This window comes from Actinobacillus genomosp. 1 (genome assembly GCF_029774175.1).
Lineage (GTDB): Bacteria > Pseudomonadota > Gammaproteobacteria > Enterobacterales > Pasteurellaceae > Actinobacillus.
In genome coordinates, this window is record NZ_CP103834.1 from 2,238,347 (window position 1) to 2,256,562 (window position 18,216).

At 40.3% G+C, this 18,216-nt stretch carries 17 protein-coding genes; 13 read left to right on the plus strand and 4 right to left on the minus strand.

Annotation, left to right across the window (positions count from 1 at the left end):
* Nucleotides 1–61: 61 nt before the first annotated feature.
* Genes panF through metJ form a run of 3 tightly spaced genes read right to left on the minus strand, consistent with a single transcriptional unit; the run spans nt 62 to nt 2,088 of the window.
* Entirely contained in the window at nt 62–1,486 is a 1,425-nt protein-coding gene (panF, locus tag NYR63_RS10600; RefSeq protein ID WP_279457471.1) for a sodium/pantothenate symporter, read from the minus strand.
* Nucleotides 1,479–1,718, minus strand: coding sequence for a YhdT family protein (locus NYR63_RS10605; RefSeq protein WP_279457472.1), 240 nt, complete (start codon nt 1,716–1,718; stop codon nt 1,479–1,481). Before NYR63_RS10605 ends, panF begins: the two co-directional genes overlap by 8 nt.
* Nucleotides 1,719–1,770: 52 nt before the next feature.
* Nucleotides 1,771–2,088 carry a met regulon transcriptional regulator MetJ gene (gene metJ / locus NYR63_RS10610; RefSeq protein WP_279457473.1) on the minus strand — a complete coding sequence of 106 codons (318 nt, stop codon included), beginning with the start codon at nt 2,086–2,088 and terminating at the stop codon, nt 1,771–1,773.
* Between the two features lie 168 nt (nt 2,089–2,256).
* Here metJ and NYR63_RS10615 point away from each other — a divergent pair, with 168 nt between their 5' ends.
* The 7 genes from NYR63_RS10615 (at nt 2,257) to NYR63_RS10645 (ending at nt 12,545) form a co-directional block, all read left to right on the plus strand.
* The gene (locus NYR63_RS10615; RefSeq protein ID WP_279457474.1) at nt 2,257–3,006 is read left to right on the plus strand and encodes an MlaA family lipoprotein; all 750 of its coding nucleotides are present in this window, start codon (nt 2,257–2,259) and stop codon (nt 3,004–3,006) included.
* A 74-nt stretch (nt 3,007–3,080) separates the two neighbouring features.
* The gene (locus NYR63_RS10620) at nt 3,081–3,890 is read left to right on the plus strand and encodes a D-hexose-6-phosphate mutarotase (protein ID WP_279457475.1); all 810 of its coding nucleotides are present in this window, start codon (nt 3,081–3,083) and stop codon (nt 3,888–3,890) included.
* A 124-nt stretch (nt 3,891–4,014) separates the two neighbouring features.
* The gene (locus NYR63_RS10625) at nt 4,015–5,982 is read left to right on the plus strand and encodes a site-specific recombinase (RefSeq protein WP_279457476.1); all 1,968 of its coding nucleotides are present in this window, start codon (nt 4,015–4,017) and stop codon (nt 5,980–5,982) included.
* An 831-nt stretch (nt 5,983–6,813) separates the two neighbouring features.
* Nucleotides 6,814–9,228: a poly-beta-1,6 N-acetyl-D-glucosamine export porin PgaA gene (gene pgaA / locus NYR63_RS10630; protein WP_279457477.1), complete on the plus strand. Its 2,415-nt coding sequence runs from the start codon at nt 6,814–6,816 to the stop codon at nt 9,226–9,228.
* Nucleotides 9,229–9,242: 14 nt separating this feature from the next.
* Nucleotides 9,243–11,015 (plus strand): poly-beta-1,6-N-acetyl-D-glucosamine N-deacetylase PgaB, encoded by a 1,773-nt coding sequence (gene pgaB / locus NYR63_RS10635; RefSeq protein ID WP_279457478.1) that lies wholly within the window; start codon nt 9,243–9,245, stop codon nt 11,013–11,015.
* An 8-nt stretch (nt 11,016–11,023) separates the two neighbouring features.
* The gene (gene pgaC / locus NYR63_RS10640; RefSeq protein WP_279457479.1) at nt 11,024–12,259 is read left to right on the plus strand and encodes a poly-beta-1,6-N-acetyl-D-glucosamine synthase; all 1,236 of its coding nucleotides are present in this window, start codon (nt 11,024–11,026) and stop codon (nt 12,257–12,259) included.
* Between the two features lies 1 nt (nt 12,260).
* Complete coding sequence (locus NYR63_RS10645) at nt 12,261–12,545, plus strand: peptidylprolyl isomerase (RefSeq protein ID WP_279457480.1); 285 nt, start codon at nt 12,261–12,263, stop codon at nt 12,543–12,545.
* A gap of 104 nt (nt 12,546–12,649) precedes the next feature.
* On the opposite strand, the gene tpiA is transcribed toward NYR63_RS10645, so the two are convergent.
* Nucleotides 12,650–13,420 (minus strand): triose-phosphate isomerase, encoded by a 771-nt coding sequence (gene tpiA / locus NYR63_RS10650; protein ID WP_279457481.1) that lies wholly within the window; start codon nt 13,418–13,420, stop codon nt 12,650–12,652.
* A 275-nt stretch (nt 13,421–13,695) separates the two neighbouring features.
* On the opposite strand from tpiA, the gene truD reads away from it, so the two are divergent.
* From truD to NYR63_RS10680, 6 genes are all read left to right on the plus strand, one after another.
* Nucleotides 13,696–14,709: a tRNA pseudouridine(13) synthase TruD gene (gene truD, locus NYR63_RS10655; RefSeq protein WP_279457482.1), complete on the plus strand. Its 1,014-nt coding sequence runs from the start codon at nt 13,696–13,698 to the stop codon at nt 14,707–14,709.
* Nucleotides 14,709–15,473, plus strand: coding sequence for a 5'/3'-nucleotidase SurE (gene surE, locus NYR63_RS10660; RefSeq protein WP_279457483.1), 765 nt, complete (start codon nt 14,709–14,711; stop codon nt 15,471–15,473). The genes truD and surE overlap by 1 nt, the downstream gene beginning before the upstream one ends.
* Nucleotides 15,473–16,057, plus strand: coding sequence for a YqaA family protein (locus NYR63_RS10665; RefSeq protein ID WP_279457484.1), 585 nt, complete (start codon nt 15,473–15,475; stop codon nt 16,055–16,057). Before surE ends, NYR63_RS10665 begins: the two co-directional genes overlap by 1 nt.
* Before the next feature lie 11 nt (nt 16,058–16,068).
* The gene (locus NYR63_RS10670; RefSeq protein ID WP_279457485.1) at nt 16,069–16,647 is read left to right on the plus strand and encodes a LysM peptidoglycan-binding domain-containing protein; all 579 of its coding nucleotides are present in this window, start codon (nt 16,069–16,071) and stop codon (nt 16,645–16,647) included.
* 82 nt (nt 16,648–16,729) lie between these two features.
* On the plus strand, nt 16,730–16,927 hold the full coding sequence (locus NYR63_RS10675; protein ID WP_279457486.1) for a hypothetical protein: 198 nt from the start codon (nt 16,730–16,732) through the stop codon (nt 16,925–16,927).
* A 33-nt stretch (nt 16,928–16,960) separates the two neighbouring features.
* Entirely contained in the window at nt 16,961–18,199 is a 1,239-nt protein-coding gene (locus tag NYR63_RS10680) for a peptidoglycan DD-metalloendopeptidase family protein (RefSeq protein ID WP_279457487.1), read from the plus strand.
* Nucleotides 18,200–18,216 lie beyond the last annotated feature (17 nt).

An 18,216-nucleotide genomic window follows, 5' to 3' on the forward strand; every position in this document is an offset into this window, starting at 1 on the left:
GAAAGGCATAGGTTATCAATCTATGCCTTTTTACTGTTCGGTTAAAAATTGCTTTCGCAGATTACTGTTTCTTACCGAAGCGGTTGCCGATTAAGAATGCGATTAAGCCGATAAGCAATGACGGAACAATCGCATGGAAGCTAAAGATACTAATTTTAAAGGTGGTTAAAACAATATAACTTACTAAGCCTGCCAACATTGAGCTAATTGCCCCTGTCGCATTTGCATTTTTCCAATAAAGTCCTAACACTATTACCCATAAGAACGTCGCTTCTAAACCGCCGAGTGAAAGTAAGTTAAGCCAAATTAACATATCAGGCGGATTTAATGCCGCAAATACCAATAACACTGCAAAGGTGAGTGTGGTCATGGTTGAGAAGAATTTTAATTTACCTTCATTATCGACCGCTTCCGGTTTAACCGCTAAATATAAATCTTTAATTAGGGTGGAAGACGATTGAATCAATAACGAGTCAATTGATGACATAATTGCCGCCATCGGCGCAGCTAAGAAAATACCGGCAACTAACGGTGGTAGCACTTGAATCATTAAGGTTGGGATAACCTGATCCGGAATTTTTAAGTCAGGAATAACTGCACGACCAAGCACACCGGCAAGGTGCATACCGAACATTAGCAGCGATACCACTAAAGTGCCGATAACGAGAGCCTTATGTAATGAAGCACTGTCTTTATACGCCATACTGCGTACCGCAAGTTGCGGTAAGCCGATTAAACCGAAGCAGACCAATACCCAAAATGAAGTCATAAAGGTGAAGTCTAACGGACGTTCGTCAATACCGTACGGCTGAATAAGTTGCGGATTAATCGTTTCTAAGGTATTTATCGCATTTTCAATACCGCCTGCGGCATAAATCACGCCGCCCAGTAATAAGAAAGTACCGATTAACATTACTAAGCCTTGGATCGTATCGGTCAGCACTACCGCACGGAAACCGCCGATAAAGGTATAAATACCAACCGTGACCGCAAAAATAATCACCGCCGTTTGGTACGGCACACCCAAGGTTGTTTCCAGTAAACGACCGGCACCGATAAACTGTACCGTCATCATCGCAAAGAATGAAAGTAACAGGGCAAAGCCCGAAATCCAAACCACGAATTTATTTTGATAACGAGCCAATAATAAATCGTTGATGGTAACCGCATTATATTTACGGGCGAGTAGTGCAAATTTTTTACCTAGCGCACCTAACGCCAGTAACACCGCCGGCACTTGGATCATCGCTAACAATACCCAACCTAAGCCGTATTTATAAGCGGCACCCGGACCGCCGATAAACGAACTTGCACCGACATAAGTGGCGGCGGTAGTCATTGCCAGCACAAAGCCGGACATTGAGCGACTGCCTACATAATATTCGGATAAGAAACTGCCGCCTTGGCGTTTACGATAAGCATAAAACGCAACACCGAAAACAAAGCATAAATAAGCGATTAGCGGTAATAACATCTCTTTATTCATCGCTTTGCTCCTTATCTAAATCAATATTTTGATAAACCTTTTTCACGGTCCAATACACAATAAAAGTAAAACCTAGCGGTAAGGCGATACAAGCGAGTTCAAACCAAATCGGGAAACCGAGAATACCTCGTCCTGCAGGTGTGAAATAGGCGAACGCCACCCAACCGATTAAATATATTAAAGCAAGCCAGACCGCCCAGCGAGCTTCTCTTGCGAGTTGTTGATGTTGCATAAATCTCCCTTAATTGTTGTGTGAAAAGCCTTACAATAAGGCTCGTTAATTATTAATATTGCCAATTATCCGGATCGATTCCCAATTCACGCATTTGTGCTTTAGCTTCTTCCGGAATTTCATCGCTACGTTCTTTCATTAGATCTTCATCCGTCGGCAACGGTTGTCCGGTAAATGCGTGTAGAAAGGCCTCGCATAGCAATTCGCTATTGGTAGCATGACGTAAGTTTTTGATCTGACGGCGTGTTCGCTCGTTAGTTAAAATTTCTAATACTTTAATCGGGATCGATACCGTGATTTTCTTTACTTGTTCACTTTTTTTGCCGTGTTCGGCATACGGGCTAATGTATTCCCCACTCCAATCTGCCATAGTTAAAATCCTGCTTTATATAAAAATTGCAGGTATTGTAATCAAAACGATAAGCTCCCGCAATCTGGACGTCTAGATTTCTATCTTCAATTTTACTTAGCTTTTCTTTGTGTTTTAGTACGACTTGGTTAAAATGTAACAATGATTTCTTTAAGAAGGCAAAATAGCATGAAATTAAAACAATTAAGTTTAGTAGCCGGCGTGCTGCTATTAACCGCCTGTTCGTCGTCAATCGATCCGGCTTCCGGTGAGCGTAAAGATCCGCTGGAAGGCTTTAACCGAGCGATGTGGAAGGTCAATTACGATTATATTGATGCCTATGCTCTCAAACCGGTCGCAAAAGGTTGGCGTGATTATGTGCCTAGCCCGATTAAAACCGGTTTAACCAATGTGGCGAATAACCTTGACGAACCGGCAAGTTTTGTCAATCGTCTGTTAGAGGGCGAAGGTAAAAAGGCAATGATCCATTTTAACCGTTTCTGGATTAACTCGATTTTCGGTTTAGGCGGTTTAATTGACTGGGCAAGCCAAACGAAAGATTTAAAATTGGATAACGGCAATCGTGAATTCGGTCATACGTTAGGTAGTTATAATGTACCGGCGGGTACTTATATTATGGTGCCGGGCTATGGCGCAACTACGCCTCGCCAAGCGGTCGGAAAAGTGGCAGATTCCGCTTATCCGGTTTTATCAATGCTTACGATGCCTTGGACGGTAGCGAAATTTGCCGTACAAGGTGTGGACAGTCGGGCGAAATTACTCGATCAAGACCCGTTATTACAGCAATCGGCTGATCCGTATGTGACTTTCCGTGAAGCGTATTTCCAAAACCTCGAATTTAAAGTGAGTGACGGTAAAGCGGCGGAAGAAAGCGGCAAAGAGCAGCTTTCCGAAGATGAGTTAAAAGATATTGATTAAAGACCGGCGGTCAAATTTGCAAGAAAAGTTGTAAATTTGACCGCTTGCTTTTGGGAATGTTAAAGGGGTAAAAAATGAAAACCGAATTTATTCGTCAAATCAGCCAAGGTATCAGCCTTGAAAAATGCAATGAATTATATGTCATTCGTGTTGAACACAAGCTAGGATCGGCTGTGGTTGCGTTACAAGGAGCACAATTATTAAGTTGGCAACCGACGGCGGCAAAACAGGACGTGTTATGGCTTTCGGAGATTGAGCCGTTCCAAACAGGCAATGCGATTCGCGGCGGAGTGCCGATTTGTTATCCGTGGTTCGGTTCGGTAAAAAGCCCGTCGCACGGTACGGCTCGTATTCGCGAGTGGTCGCTTAGTCATTATGAAATGGATGAGGAATATGCCTATGTAGAATTTTCGCTCTATGACGAACAACATATTATCGAAGCGAAAATTGAAATAGCGTTTAGCCAAGAATGTCATTTGATTTTTACTCATTATGCAGAGCAGGAAGCACAGGCGGCGTTACACAGCTATTTCAATATTGCGGATATTCGACAAACCGAAGTGAAAGGCTTACCGCACGAATGTTTTGATTCGCTAACCAAACAATTGGTACAAGTGCCTTCACCGCGTAAAATTAGTGAAAATGTTGATTGTATTTATAGTGCGGAGCAGTCGGTCAGCAGTATTGAAGATGCGGCAAATCATCGTACGATTCGAATTGAACATATTGATGCGAGCGATATTGTGTTATGGAACCCATGGCATAAAGCGACAAGTGCGATGAGTGAAACCGGTTATCAAACGATGTTATGTGTAGAAACCGCCCGTATCAATCGAACATTGCAGCAGGGCGATAGTTTTGAAGTGATCTTTAAATTAGTTTAGTATCTAGAGACTCTAATTTAACTGGCGGTAAGGGAAACCTTACCGTTTTATTTTGAACTTTTTTCCGTAAAATAAGTTCAGAATTATTGAAATTAATGAAAGATAGGAACAAATATAATCAAATATGCCAAAAATAAACCTAAATGAAACGACTCTTTCCCCCTTTGTTACCCAACAAATCGAACAAAATGACGCTTTTACTTTACTGAATGGCTTATGTCAGTGGCTTAGAGCCGGCAAGCCGGAACAAGCGGTCGAAAAATTAGAATTTTTTACCAATTTACTTAAACAACAACCGGAACTAGCTCAAGCGGTGGCGACATTGATTTGCCGTTGGCTTTGCCAGTTACGTTTATATCCGATTCTCGTTAGCAGCGGCATTTTAGGTCGTCAAGGTTTCGGACGTGAAATGCGTAATCGTTTATATGAGAAACTCAACCCCTCATTTAAAGATGTGAATGATTTACGTGACGTGTTTATTTTACTGTTTTGCGATCGGCATGATGTGGAATGGGTTAATGCTATTCCGACCAAAAGTTGGTTAAATTTTCTTAATACGTTAGATCGCAGTGTAAGCGAACAGGATAGAACCTGGCTGTATGAGCATATTCGTCACGAAGGGTTATTTGCAATCAAAATGCTTTCGATTTGGATTGCGGCAGAGGATTTGGAACCGGAATTAATTCGTTTGGATCGAACTCTGTTAGATGCCGATTCGCCTTTTGTCGCTTTACAGAAAGAAGTATTTTTATGGTTAGCGGCTCGCCGTCAAAATCAATATTATGACGATAGCCATTTACAGGTAATGTTTAGCCAATCACGCGAATTGGTGGAACGATTACAGAAAAAAGGAGCGATAGCGGGTTCGTCACTTGGCGTGGCACATTTGCTTGAGCGTTTAAGTCAAACCTTAGATCGTTTGGCGATATTAATGGAATTATTCTCTACCAATCGAGTTGCTCGCCTGCGCGTATTGCAAATTACCAAAATGTTGGCGGAAGCTTCGGCAAATCAGCACAGTATTTCCGATTTATGGAAACAGAGCGTCAAAATGCTTTCTCGCAGCATTACTCAACACACCAGTGATCACGGCGAACACTATATTACCCGAGATAAAAAAGAATATTTCAGTATGTTTTATTCCGCTGCCGGTGGTGGTGTGCTTATTGCACTGATGGCGCTATTTAAAGTGTATCTAGGCGGAATGATTGACGATAGGGTCTGGAAAGGTATTGCGGAAGGTTTGAACTATGGTATCGGTTTTACCATTATCTTTATGTTGCATTTTACCGTGGCGACCAAGCAGCCGGCGATGACTGCTGCGCGTTTTGCCGAGGCGGTTGAGCGAAACCCGCAGGGCAGAGCGGTGAATATGAAACTGGCGCAATTGTTGGTGGACGTATTGCGTTCACAAAGCATTGCGGTATTGGGGAATGTCGTTGTATCGATGAGTGTGGCGGCATTGATTGCTTACAGCTATGCTGAACATACCGGCAAAGCGTTATTAGACAGTGAGATGGTGCAATATCAGCTAAGTTCGATTGACCCGACTAAAGGAACGTTATGGTTTGCGGCAATTGCCGGTTTGTGGTTGTTCTGCTCGGGGATTATTTCCGGTTACTTTGATAACCGCAGCAACTATTTAAATACCCGTATGCGTTTAAGACAGCACCCGTGGTTAAAAGCGATTTTGCCGTTATCCATTCGAGAAAAATTCGCCGACTATGTGCATGATAATGTGGGTTCAATTATCGGTAATTTAGGCTTCGGTATGTTGCTTGGTATTACCGGTGTGATTGGTTATTGGTTAGGATTACCGCTTGATATTCGCCACGTTGCTTTTTCTTCGGCGAATGTCGGCTATGCGGTGGTGAGTGAATCGTTAGGCTGGCAAGTGTTACTGCAAAGCATCTGCTTTGTGTTGATGATCGGTGCGGTTAATTTGATTATCAGTTTCTCTCTAACGCTATGGATTGCACTGCGTTCTCGTAATACCGAAATTGATAGCTGGCGGGAAATTTTAAAATGCTTATGGGAAATTATTCGTAAGCGTCCGTTAAGTTTACTATTACCGGTTCAGTTGAATAAGTAGTAAGACGATACAAGCGGTCTGATTTGCAAAAATTTTTACAAATCAGACCGCTTTTCTATATGTTTTAGTAACGCTAAAATATTTCTTTATAAATTTCAATATATATTTATCTTTTCTAAATAAATTATCTCTTTATTCTTTAGAGCATAAACTTTATCGCTATTATTCTTCTTAGCCTTAGCGTGAGATATTCTGCAGATTCCGAATTAAATAAATCTAATTAAAATTCAAAAAAGTAAGATGTCCGACTTGTTTTATTTTAAATTCTTGGAACTTTTAAACGGTAATTTATTCAAAGGAAGTGATGAATAAGGATTTTATATCTAAATAAAGATATGTAAATCTATATTCATTAAGTGTGAAGGCTATTATAACCGCATTATATGTTAATGTGAGTGTATGCTGTTTGACGGTATTTAAAATGTAATTGAAGAATATAACAGTATGGATTTGTTATCGTTTTAGGTTTTATTTTACTGAGGTAAATAGCTAAAAATCTAAAGCTTAATTATAGCTTTTCTTCTTTCCGTTATAAGCAATTTATGATACTAAGACAATATTGATTGAAAGTAAGTTCAATTAAAATATAGGAATTTCCGATATTTCTCTTATAAGTTCCGCTTCTTAGTTTTTGTTTATATTGAAAGACGAAATATGAAAAGGATGTCTAACAGCCCTTCTCCAAACTCTTTTTTCGTTAATTTAAGCTTTTACATTTGTATGCTGCCGTAATGTATATAAAAGAGAATAGTCTTTATGTGAAAAATGCTTATAGGTATAAGCGAAATAATCAATATTATTATAAATTTAACTAAATAACGGATGTATTTTATGGAGATAAAATTTAATTCTTTAGCGTTTTGTCTATTATCTACAACCTTCCTCAATACCGCTTTAGCTAATCAATCGCCAATCGATATGCAGCGAGAGGAAATTGTAGTTTTTTCTCGTCAAGGAGATAGTCAATTAACGCAAGCAATTTCTCAAATGTCTGCGTTATACCGAAAAACGGGAGACAAAAAAGTTAGAGACGACTTAATTGCATTAATGATACGTAAAGGTCAATTTAATGATGCGGTAAATGTGTGTTCGACTTGTAACATTAATAGCTTTTCCGAAAGTGAATTGGAAAATTTAGCGAAAGCTTATCGTAATGCTAAAGACTTTCCTAAATCTCTACAACTTTATCGTAAGTTAAGTCAAAAATATCCGAATAATCCGAACGGCTTATTAGGAAGCGGTTTAGTTGAGGTTGAACTCGGTAAGTTTTTAGATTCTAAAAAACATCTTGCTCAATATAAAGCAAAATTCGGGGCGGATAATAATTATCAGGAAGCGTTAAATTATTTATTAGATCATAGCGAACCGAATCTTTCCAAATTAGGTCGTTGGCATCAGCAATTAAAAGCCGAACCTAATAATGATCTTGCATTAAAACTTTATCGTTTGGCAACGAAATTAAATGTGCTTCCTATCCAAGCCGAATTAGTAAAAAATTACCCGAACTTATTCTCCCAAAAGGATTTAGATTGGTTAGCACATAGTGAAGTTCTCTCGTTAGTTAAAGGAAACAATAATTTAAAAACGACGGAATTAGCTTCCGGATATCAACGTTTGACAAGATTGATAAATTCACTAGAACCAAGTAATCCTTTATATCAGCAAGCTGTTCAAGATCGCTTAATATTTGCGAATAAAATGAATAAAAAAGAACTTGTTTTTAAAGATTATGAGCTTCTTCAATCTTTGAATAAAGAGATACCGAATTATGTGCAGGAAGCTTATGCCGATACTTTGTTAAAAGAAGGTTCACCGTTTAAAGCATTAGCCGTTTATCAAAAATTAGCCGAATCGGAACAAGCAACTAACAAACGTATAAGTACGGCTTTACTGTTTAAATTAATTAATGCTTCAAGTGATGCGGGTTATTTTAAACAAGCTCAAATGTATCAAGATCAAATTAAAGAAAGTAAACAAGTTTGGGATTTTACTCGAACTACACGTTTGTTAAATCCTAATGATGAGCAAGCATTTTATAGCCAAGTGAATTTATATAATTGGCGAGGTAATAAATCGAAAGCGGTTGCAGTATTAGAGGATCGTTTAACGAATTTAACGCCGGGTGATCCGTGGACAATGCTTGCATTAAGCGATTTGGAGTCGTCAAGAAACAATCATGACCGAGCAAACGCTTTAGCGGATAAAGCCAGTCAGTTCTTAGGTAAGGATCAAGCACTTTATAAACATCAAAGCGCAAATATCGCTTTAAATCAAGGAAACTTAGCTAAGGTTCATCAAATTATAGCGAGTTACACGGCGGAAGAAAAAGAATCGGCGGAATCGGTATTGAAACGATACGATGAAGCCAGAAGCGGGAGTTTTACCGCTTCATTCGGGCTTTCTCACCAAACGGCACCTCGTAATAAACAGAGTAACGAACTGAGTCAGGAATATTACCTAAATTCAGCTAAAACGGTCGAAGGGCATTACGCTTATGTGCATTACTTAGAGGATAAAGTACCGACCGAAGGGGAAGTGCTAAAACAACGTAGAATCGGTTTAGGTAGCTATCTGAATTTCTTTCCGTTCAACGTCGCTGTCGAAGCGGGTAAGGGCATTAAACTGAATGATAAAGGGTATGTTTCGGTAAATTCCGGTTATGTATTGAATGAGAATTGGAAATTTGAGTTGTCCGGCAATATTAATGGCAGTTCTACCCCGATTAAGGCGATAAATCAAAAAGTTTACACCAAGGATATTGGTTTCGGTACTACTTATACTTATCGAGATCTTGTACAAGTGGGAACCGGTGTGAATGCTATGAAGTTTGATGATGATAATGTGCGTAAGTCGTTTTATATATGGGCATCTTCCCAAGCATTCCAATATGATCGTTGGGCGTTAAACAATAGTATTCGTTTTGATTATCAACGTAACAAAAATATTGATTCCGCTTGGTATTACAATCCAGATAAAAGCCGAAATATCGAGTTTAGTACGGATTTAAGTTATCGTCAGCCGATGGATTACGGGCTTGTATTAACTCATCATTTAAAAGGATTGGTCGGGAAATATAAGCAACAAAGTCATAAAGCCGAGAATTCGTGGGCGATAAGTTACGGACATGATTGGCGTATTACCAAAAAAATCAATTTATCTTATGAAATCGGTCGTAAGAAAAATATTTATGACGGTGCAGCCGAATTTAATAACTACGGTAATGTGAATCTTTCCTATTCTTTTTAATTTAGGTAATAAAAATGATATTAAAAAAATTTAGTCAAATCATTATTGCTTGTTTGTCTTTTTTATCGATACCCGTATTCGCCAATAATACGTATAGCGTTTTAGCTTATCACTCAGTGGTTGATGAAAGTGCGCCTAAAGATAAAAGATTATATGTATCGCAGACGATTTCTTCCGACCAATTAATTGCGCATTTTAATTGGTTTAAAAGTCAGGGTTATAACATTGTCAGCTGGCAGCAAATTATTGATGCGGAAAAGGGTAAAACTAAGCTCCCCAATAAAGCTGTTCTGCTGTCTTTTGATGACGGTTATGAAACGATGTATAGCGTCATTTATCCGTTATTAAAGGCTTATAACTATCCGGCGGTATTTGCGCCGGTTTCCAGTTGGATTAGTGCGCCAATGGGACAAAAAATCCAATATGGAAACGAGAAATTAGACCGTGAGAAATTCTTTGCAACGTGGCAACAAATTGACGAAATGCAGAATAGCGGTTTGGTTGAAATCGCCTCTCATACTCATGACCTGCACCACGGTATAAAAGCCAATCCCGGCGGTAGCCAACTTGCGGCAATGATTGCGCCGGAATATAAAAACGGCAAATATGAAACGGAAGAACAATATAAGTTCCGTGTTTTGAACGATATGAAAATATCGTCAAACCTGATTAAGAAATATACGGGAAAAGCACCTCAAATTATGGTGTGGCCTTATGGGGCTTTTACCGAAACGACTGTGAAATTGGCAAAAGAAGCGGGGATGCCGTATCACTTTACGTTAAAAGAAAAAGTGAACCAGGTCGGTGATGCGCACGTAGGGCGTTTTCTGATTGATGCGGAATCGAATTTTGCGGTAATGGCACGCTATTTGAATCGAGTATCGGATACGGACAACGAATCGTTCGTACAAAGAAAACTACATATTAATTTAGATTTCGTATATAGCCCGGATCCGATTAAATTTAAAGCGAATTACGATGCGTTAATTAGTAATGTCGCTAAATACGGCGTAACCGCCGTTTACTTGAAGGCGTATTCGGACAGCAATAAAGACGGCATTATCGATGCGGTTTATTTTCCTAATAAATATCTACCGGTGAGAGCGGATATTTTTAGTCAGGTTGCTTGGCAATTACGTACTCGTGCGGGAGTAAAAGTTTATACATGGATGCCGGCATCCTTAGAAAGCTTACCTGAGAACCTACGCCAAGTTAAAGTTATGCAATCGCTTTATCAAGATTTATCACTTTATTCCAAAACGGACGGATTATTCTTTGACAGCAAAATAGGTAAACATAAATGGATTGATAATTCAAAAGAGAGCATCAATCTGACGAAATTATGGACGGCGGCGGCGGAACCATATTTCTTTTTTAACCGATATACACAAAGAATCTCCAGAAATATTGATCCGTTAGATACGAACTTTACGCAAAATCTGGTCGAGTTTAGTAAAAATTATGACGGTGTTTTAATTGAGATGCGCCCTTATTCATTAGGTGGTGTTAAAACGAAGCAAGAAGCGAAACATTGGTTACTTGATATTGTTCAGCGCGTAGAAGAGTCAGAGGTTGCGACCAAACAGATCTTATTCGATTTTGCAGTGGTTAATCCTAAAACATCGGAAAACATTTCTTCGGAAGAGTTAATCAGTTGGATTAAATTGTTAGAACAACATCAAATACTGAGTTTCGGTTATTACCCGAATAAATATTTATTTGATGAAAGTATGCTACAAAAAATGAAACCTTATGTTTCAAGTAATCGGGATATCACAAGGAAGTAGGCGGATATATGATTTTAGAAATATTCAGTTTGTTTGTATTTGCTTATCCGGCGGTCATGGCATTTTATTGGGCATTTGCAGGACTTACGTATTTTTTATTTAAAGAAAAGTTAAAAGTTCCTCCGAATTTTGAGCAAATGAAGCATGAAGAGGTGCCTTTAGTGAGTTTAATGGTGCCTTGTTACAATGAGTCGGATAACTTGGATGAGGCGATTCCTCATTTGCTCAACTTAAAATATCCGAATTATGAGCTGATTTTTATTAATGACGGCAGTAAAGATCATACTGGTGAGATTATTGATAAATGGGCGAAAAGAGATAAACGGGTTGTTGCGCTACACCAACAGAATTCAGGTAAGGCAAGCGCATTAAATAATGGTCTTAAAATCGCAAGAGGCAAATATGTCGGCTGTATTGACGGTGATGCGGTCTTAGATTACAGAGCGTTGGATTATATGGTACAGGCTTTAGAAACCAATCCGAGATACGGTGCGGTTACCGGTAATCCGAGAGTACGTAATCGCAGTACGATTTTAGGACGCCTACAAGTATCCGAGTTTAGTTCCATTATCGGTTTAATTAAGCGCGCTCAATGTTTAATGGGAACTATTTTTACCGTATCGGGTGTTTGTTGTTTATTCAGAAAAGATATTATGTTTGAGATTGGCGGCTGGAGTACGAACATGATTACGGAAGATATTGACGTCAGTTGGAAAATTCAAACGTCGGGTTATGACATTTTCTATGAACCGAGAGCATTATGTTGGGTACTGATGCCGGAAACGATAAATGGGCTATTTAAACAGCGTCTTCGTTGGGCGCAAGGCGGTGCGGAAACCATGATGAAATATTTTCCGCAAATTTGGCGTTTAAAAAACCGTCGTTTGTGGCCGATGTTTATCGAATATATCGTGACCGCAGTTTGGGCGTTATTACTTTTTGCCTCCATTTTACTGAGTATATATAACTTAATCTTTAACAGCCAAATTAACTTATTGGATTGGGCTGAATTAAAGCCGAGTATTGCCATACTCTTTATTGCCTTTTTCACTCAATTAAGTATCAGCCTTTACATTGACAGTCGTTATGAGAAAGGGGTGGTGAAATATGCGTTTTCTTGTATTTGGTATCCTTGGCTGTATTGGAGCCTAAATACGATTACTTTACTGTGCGGGATCCCAAAAGCGATTTTCAGAAATAAAACCAAGTTAGCGGTATGGACCAGTCCTGATAGAGGAGTTTAATATGTCGGCACAACAATTACAAAAATTAATGATTATTAATAAAACTAAACAATTAGGTTGGTGGATTCGCTTAAAAAGCGTGTTTGTCACATTACTGACTTGGGGAATCTGGTTAGTGATGGGGTTTATGATTTGGCAACATAGAAATAGCCTTTTAGATTCGCCGGTCATTGATATTTATTATATCGGAGAGGTGATTCTGTTTATCTTTGCCGTGGTGTTTACTTTGATCTTTTTGACAGTATGTTGGTCGTATTTAGCCAAAAGTCGGAATAAAAAACCTTAATCTAGTATATAAACCAAGAAGATAGAAAAGCGGTTGAATTTGCAAGAAATTTTGTAAATTCAACCGCTTATTTGTTGTTTGATGATGATAAATCATCTCAAAAATTATGCTTTAGCTTTTTCCGCCGCTTTAACGATTACTGCAAATGCAGGTGCTTTTAATGAAGCACCTCCGACTAATGCGCCGTCGATATCCGGTTGTGTGAATAATTCCGCTGCATTCGCATCGTTTACAGAACCACCGTATTGGATGATAACTTGATCCGCAACCGCTTGTGATTTCGCTGCGATATGGCCACGGATGAATGCGTGAACCGCTTGTGCTTGAGCCGGAGTTGCGGATTTACCTGTGCCGATTGCCCAAATCGGTTCGTATGCGATTACCGCACCATTGAACGCTTCCACACCTAACGCATCGATTACCGCATCAATTTGTTTTGCACATACCGCTTCCGTTTGGCCCGCATCGTTTTCCGCTTCGGTTTCACCAATACATAATACAGGCACTAAACCTGCCGCTTTTAACGCACCGAATTTTTTCGCTACAAACTGATCACATTCTTTGTGGTAAGTACGACGCTCAGAGTGACCGATAATAATATATTTCGCACCGAAGTCTTTTAACATTTCGGTTGAAATATCACCGGTAAATGCACCTTGTACATTTACATCGACGTTTTGTGCGCCTAATGCGATTACTGATTGACCCGCTAACGCCGCTTCCGCTTCCGCTAAGTACATTACCGGTGGAGCGATTGCAACATCACAGCCTTTAACATCCGCTAATTCCGCTTTTAAACCGGCAATTAATTCTTTAGTAAACGCTTTGCTACCGTTTAATTTCCAGTTACCCATTACAAGTGGACGACGTGCCATTTTATTTCTCCTATTGAGTTTGAATATAAAAAGATAAGTACTATCAACTATACCAAATTTTGTAAAAAATTTTGATTCTTTTCTGAAAGAATTCCGACCTATATCAATTAACAATCAGAATAAGAAAAAATCGTACCCGTTTAATCTAATTAATTCTAGGAAAACAACAGATGTTGCTTTCAAAGTGAGCGATAACTGTTAAAATAGCGAAATCAAATTCAATAGGTTGGAAAGTACTTTAGGGTACTTTTTTTATGCCTGAATAAGGACATTAAATGCAGCTAAATTATCTTTTGGGGAAACCGCAACAAGCGGGCAGATTAAAGGCGGAATTCTCAGATTTTATCGTACGTGAAGAATTGGGCTATTCACTGAGCGGCGAAGGTGAATTTGTGGCGGTGAAAATCCGCAAAACCAATGCGAATACCTTGTTTGTCGGTGAGCGGTTAGCAAAATTTGCCGGTATATCTGAACGAAATATGAGCTATGCAGGTCTTAAAGATCGCCATGCGGTAACAGAGCAATGGTTCTGTTTACATTTAGCCGGTAAAGAAACGCCCGATTTTTCTCAATTTGAATGTGAAGGTGTCGAAGTTTTAGAGGTTACTCGTCATAATCGTAAGATTCGTGTCGGAAGCCTTGTCGGCAATCATTTTGAATTGCTATTACGTGATGTAAGCGAATCGGAAGAGATTACACAGCGTTTAAGCCGTTTACAAGCGGTCGGATTTCCGAATTATTTTACCGAACAACGTTTCGGACGTGACGGACACAATTTAACTCAAGCACTTCGTTGGGCAAACGGTGAAATCACCGTTAAAGATCGTAAAAAACGTAGCTTCTATTTATCGGCGGCGCGTAGCGAAGTGTTTAATTTAGTGGTTTCACAACGTATTGCCGATCATTTAACTCAAACGGTACTGGTCGGTGATTATGTACAGTTAGCCGGTTCAAACAGCTTCTTTATCGTAAACGAAAGTGAAGTTGCTGAAACGCAGCAACGTTTAGTATCCGGCGATGTGTTATTGACCGCACCGCTAATTGGCGAAAAGTCCTTAGAATTAACCGCTTGTGAACAGGAAAAAGCGATTATTGAGCGACATTCGACTTTAGTCGCATTGATGAACAAAGAGCGAATGACAAATGCACGCCGAGCGATGTTGTGTAAACCGCAAGATTTTTCATGGCAATTCGAAAGCGAAGGCTTGCGTCTAAAATTCTTTTTAGAGTCGGGCAGCTATGCAACCGCCTTGGTACGCGAATTAATCCAATTAACGGAAGAACAATAATGAATATTTTAATTAGCAATGACGACGGTTATCATGCGCAAGGGATTCGAATACTTGCCGAAACATTACGTGCTGCGGGACATTCGGTTACGGTGATTGCACCTGATCGCAACCGTAGTGCGGCGTCAAGTTGTTTAACGCTGATGGAACCGATTCGAGTGCATCAAATTGATGAGTTTAATTATGCGGTGATTGCCGGTACGCCTGCGGATTGTGTACATTTAGCACTTAACGGCTTTTTTGAACAATCGTTCGATTTAGTTATTTCGGGGATTAACCACGGTGCGAATTTAGGCGATGATGTGGTTTATTCGGGAACGGTCGCCGCTGCGCTTGAAGGTCGCCATTTACCTTACCCGAGTTTAGCGATTTCGCTAGTGGGCAGAAAATCCGAAGGACATTTATTCGGTAATAATCATTTTGAAACAGCAGCTAAAGTCGTATTGGATTTATTACCGAAAGTCCAACAAAGGATTTTACCCGCACGTCAAATTTTAAATATTAATGTACCGGATTTACCTTACGAACAAGTAAAAGGCGTAATGGTTACTCGTCTTGGGCATCGTTCGCCGGCGGCGGAAATTGTGAAACGAGAAGATCCTCGCGGCGCAACAATTTATTGGCTGGGTGCGAACGGCGTGCCGGTTGATGCGAGTGAAGGTACCGATTTTTATGCGTTAGCACATGATTACGTATCCGTTACTCCGATTCAGGCGGATATGACGGCGCATTATTCTATTCAAGCGTTAAAGGATATTTTTTAATGAAATTATTTGGTCCGATTTATGATAAAACCATGGAATGGTCGAAACATCGCTTTGCCGGTTTTTGGCTCAGTTTCGTAAGTTTTATCGAAGCGATTTTCTTTCCGATTCCACCGGATGTGATGTTGATTCCGATGTCGATGAGTAAGCCGCAAAATGCGATGCGTTATGCGATTTATACTACGATTGCTTCGGTACTTGGTGGTATTATCGGTTATTTTATCGGTTTATATGCGTTCGAATGGGTGCAGGGATTGATCGCCGATTGGGGAATGCAAGCCAACTTCGATAAAGCGAAAGCTTGGTTCGAAACTTGGGGGGTAGCGGTGGTTTTTTTAGCCGGCTTCTCGCCAATTCCTTATAAAGTGTTTACAATCTGTGCAGGCGTAATGCAAATGGCATTTTTCCCGTTCGTAATTACTGCGGCGATTTCTCGCTTCGCCCGTTTTGCTCTGGTAGCGAAGCTCTCGGCTTGGGGCGGTGAAAAATATGCGGAAAAAATTCGTCGTTCGATCGAATTAATCGGTTGGGGAACGATTATTGTTGCAGTATTGGCTTATATCGCTTATCAATTATTTAAATAAAGGATATTACAATGAAGAAATCATTTCTTTTATTCCCCTTAGCGGTTTCAGTTTCTTTGGCATTATCAGGCTGTTCGTCTTCTTCATCCGAAGGGGCGGAAGTTGCGGATGTAAATTCAAACGGTATTTCATCAACAACCGCATTACCGACATGGCAATCAACGGATTCGATTCAATCGGTAGAAATGCCGGCATCAATGTCAGCGGCTCCATCACAGACGATTGGACAAACTACTCCGTCTTATAGAAACAATTCGGTCGCTTATAATAATACGCAACCTGTAAATAACGTGCCGCAGCCGGTAGCCGTAGCACAAACGCCGACACAAACTGTTCCAAATAATAGTAACGTAAGTCGTGCGGCGGATGTTGTCGGAAATTGTAATGTGGTGAGAGATGCGTTAGGTGCGCCGGTTTATGCGGAAATTACCAAAGGTTGTTATACAGATAGTAGTTATACGGTTGGGAAAAGCGATACAATGTATTTAATTTCTTATCTTACCGGTCAAACGCCGGCACAAATTGCTGCGTTAAATAATTTAAGCGTTGATAGTAAATTACATGTCGGTCAAGTATTGCGTGTAAGATAATTTTACGTTTATTTCAGTATCAACGACAGTTGTATTTTGCAGCTGTCGTTTTATTCGTTTTTAGATTTTAAAGGAAAGTAATATGAAAAAGGCATTTTTGTTATTGCCGTTTATTGTCACTCTTACCGCTTGCGGGGCAAGCGAAAGCGCACCGAAAGACGATACGGAATTGTCACCGGGAATTATGCAACCTATTTCCGGATCAGGCGCATCAACAGGAAGCTACAGTTGGTCATCGGACGTTCAGTCCGCACCGATGCCCGCTTCAATGACTAAGTAACAGTTTTAGAATATGAAAGGATAAATTGAACAGATGAAGAAATCATTCTTTTTACTGCCGTTAGCCGCAGTAATTTTAACCGCTTGTAGTTCCAATCAGCCTGCGCCTGTAATCAGTGCGACGGATAGCACGGAATTAACGCCGGGCGTAATGCAACCGGTGGCTGGTACTGCACCGACAACTTACGGTTGGCAATCGGATATTCAGCCGGCATCTATGCCGACTACAATGGGATCCGCACCTATTGCAACTTCTACAGTTCCTCAGCCGGTTATGAATAATCCGGTCATTACCGAACAACCGGCTCAGCCGCAAACGGCGACTAAAATTGTCAAGAAAACCAAAACGGTTGAGAAAAAAGTAAATCAGAATTTTGAAATTCCTCGTGATGCGAATAATGCACCGGTATATAGCCAAATCCAAAAAGGTTTTTATGACGGTTCGACTTATACCGTACGTAAAGGCGATACGATGTTCTTGATCGCTTATATTATCGGTAAAGACGTGAAAGAAATTGCCTCATTGAATAATATGAGCGAACCCTATCAACTCACCGTCGGTCAGAAACTTAAAACAGGTAAATCCGCAACCGAAACGGTGACGGTAGAAGAAAAAGTTACCGTACCGGTTGAACCGCAAGTAACATATCAACAAGGCGCGAACGGTACGACTTACGCTTCGGACGGCAATATTACCGGACCGGTAAAAGCGGGTGCCGGTTCGGCTTCCGTGCCGGTTGCCAATAACGGTGTTCGTGCTTCGGTCGGTACTGCGACTACAGCCGCATCCGGTGGTGTGGTAGCAACGGCTGCTACGGCGGCAACCGCCCCTGCAGTGCGTGCAACAACGGCAACTTCGCCTAATTATTCTAGTACGAATAACGTGAGTGCGCCGGCGTCAAACTTTAAATGGCAATGGCCGACGGCAGGTCGTGTCGTATCCGGTTTCTCTGCGGCAGAAGGCGGAAATAAAGGTATTGATATTGCCGGTAATAAAGGTCAAGACGTAAAAGCGGCGGCGGCAGGTAAAGTCGTCTATGCCGGTAACGCATTGGAAGGTTACGGTAACTTGATTATTATTAAACACAACGATGACTTCCTCAGTGCTTATGCGCACAATGACAGTATCAAAGTAGATGAACAAGATACCGTTAGTGCGGGCGATACGATTGCGCGTATGGGTAGCACCGGTACCAACGGTAATAAACTTCACTTCGAAATTCGTTACAAAGGTAAATCGGTTGATCCGACTCGTTATTTACCGAGAAAATAATGGTAATTTTTTAGTTA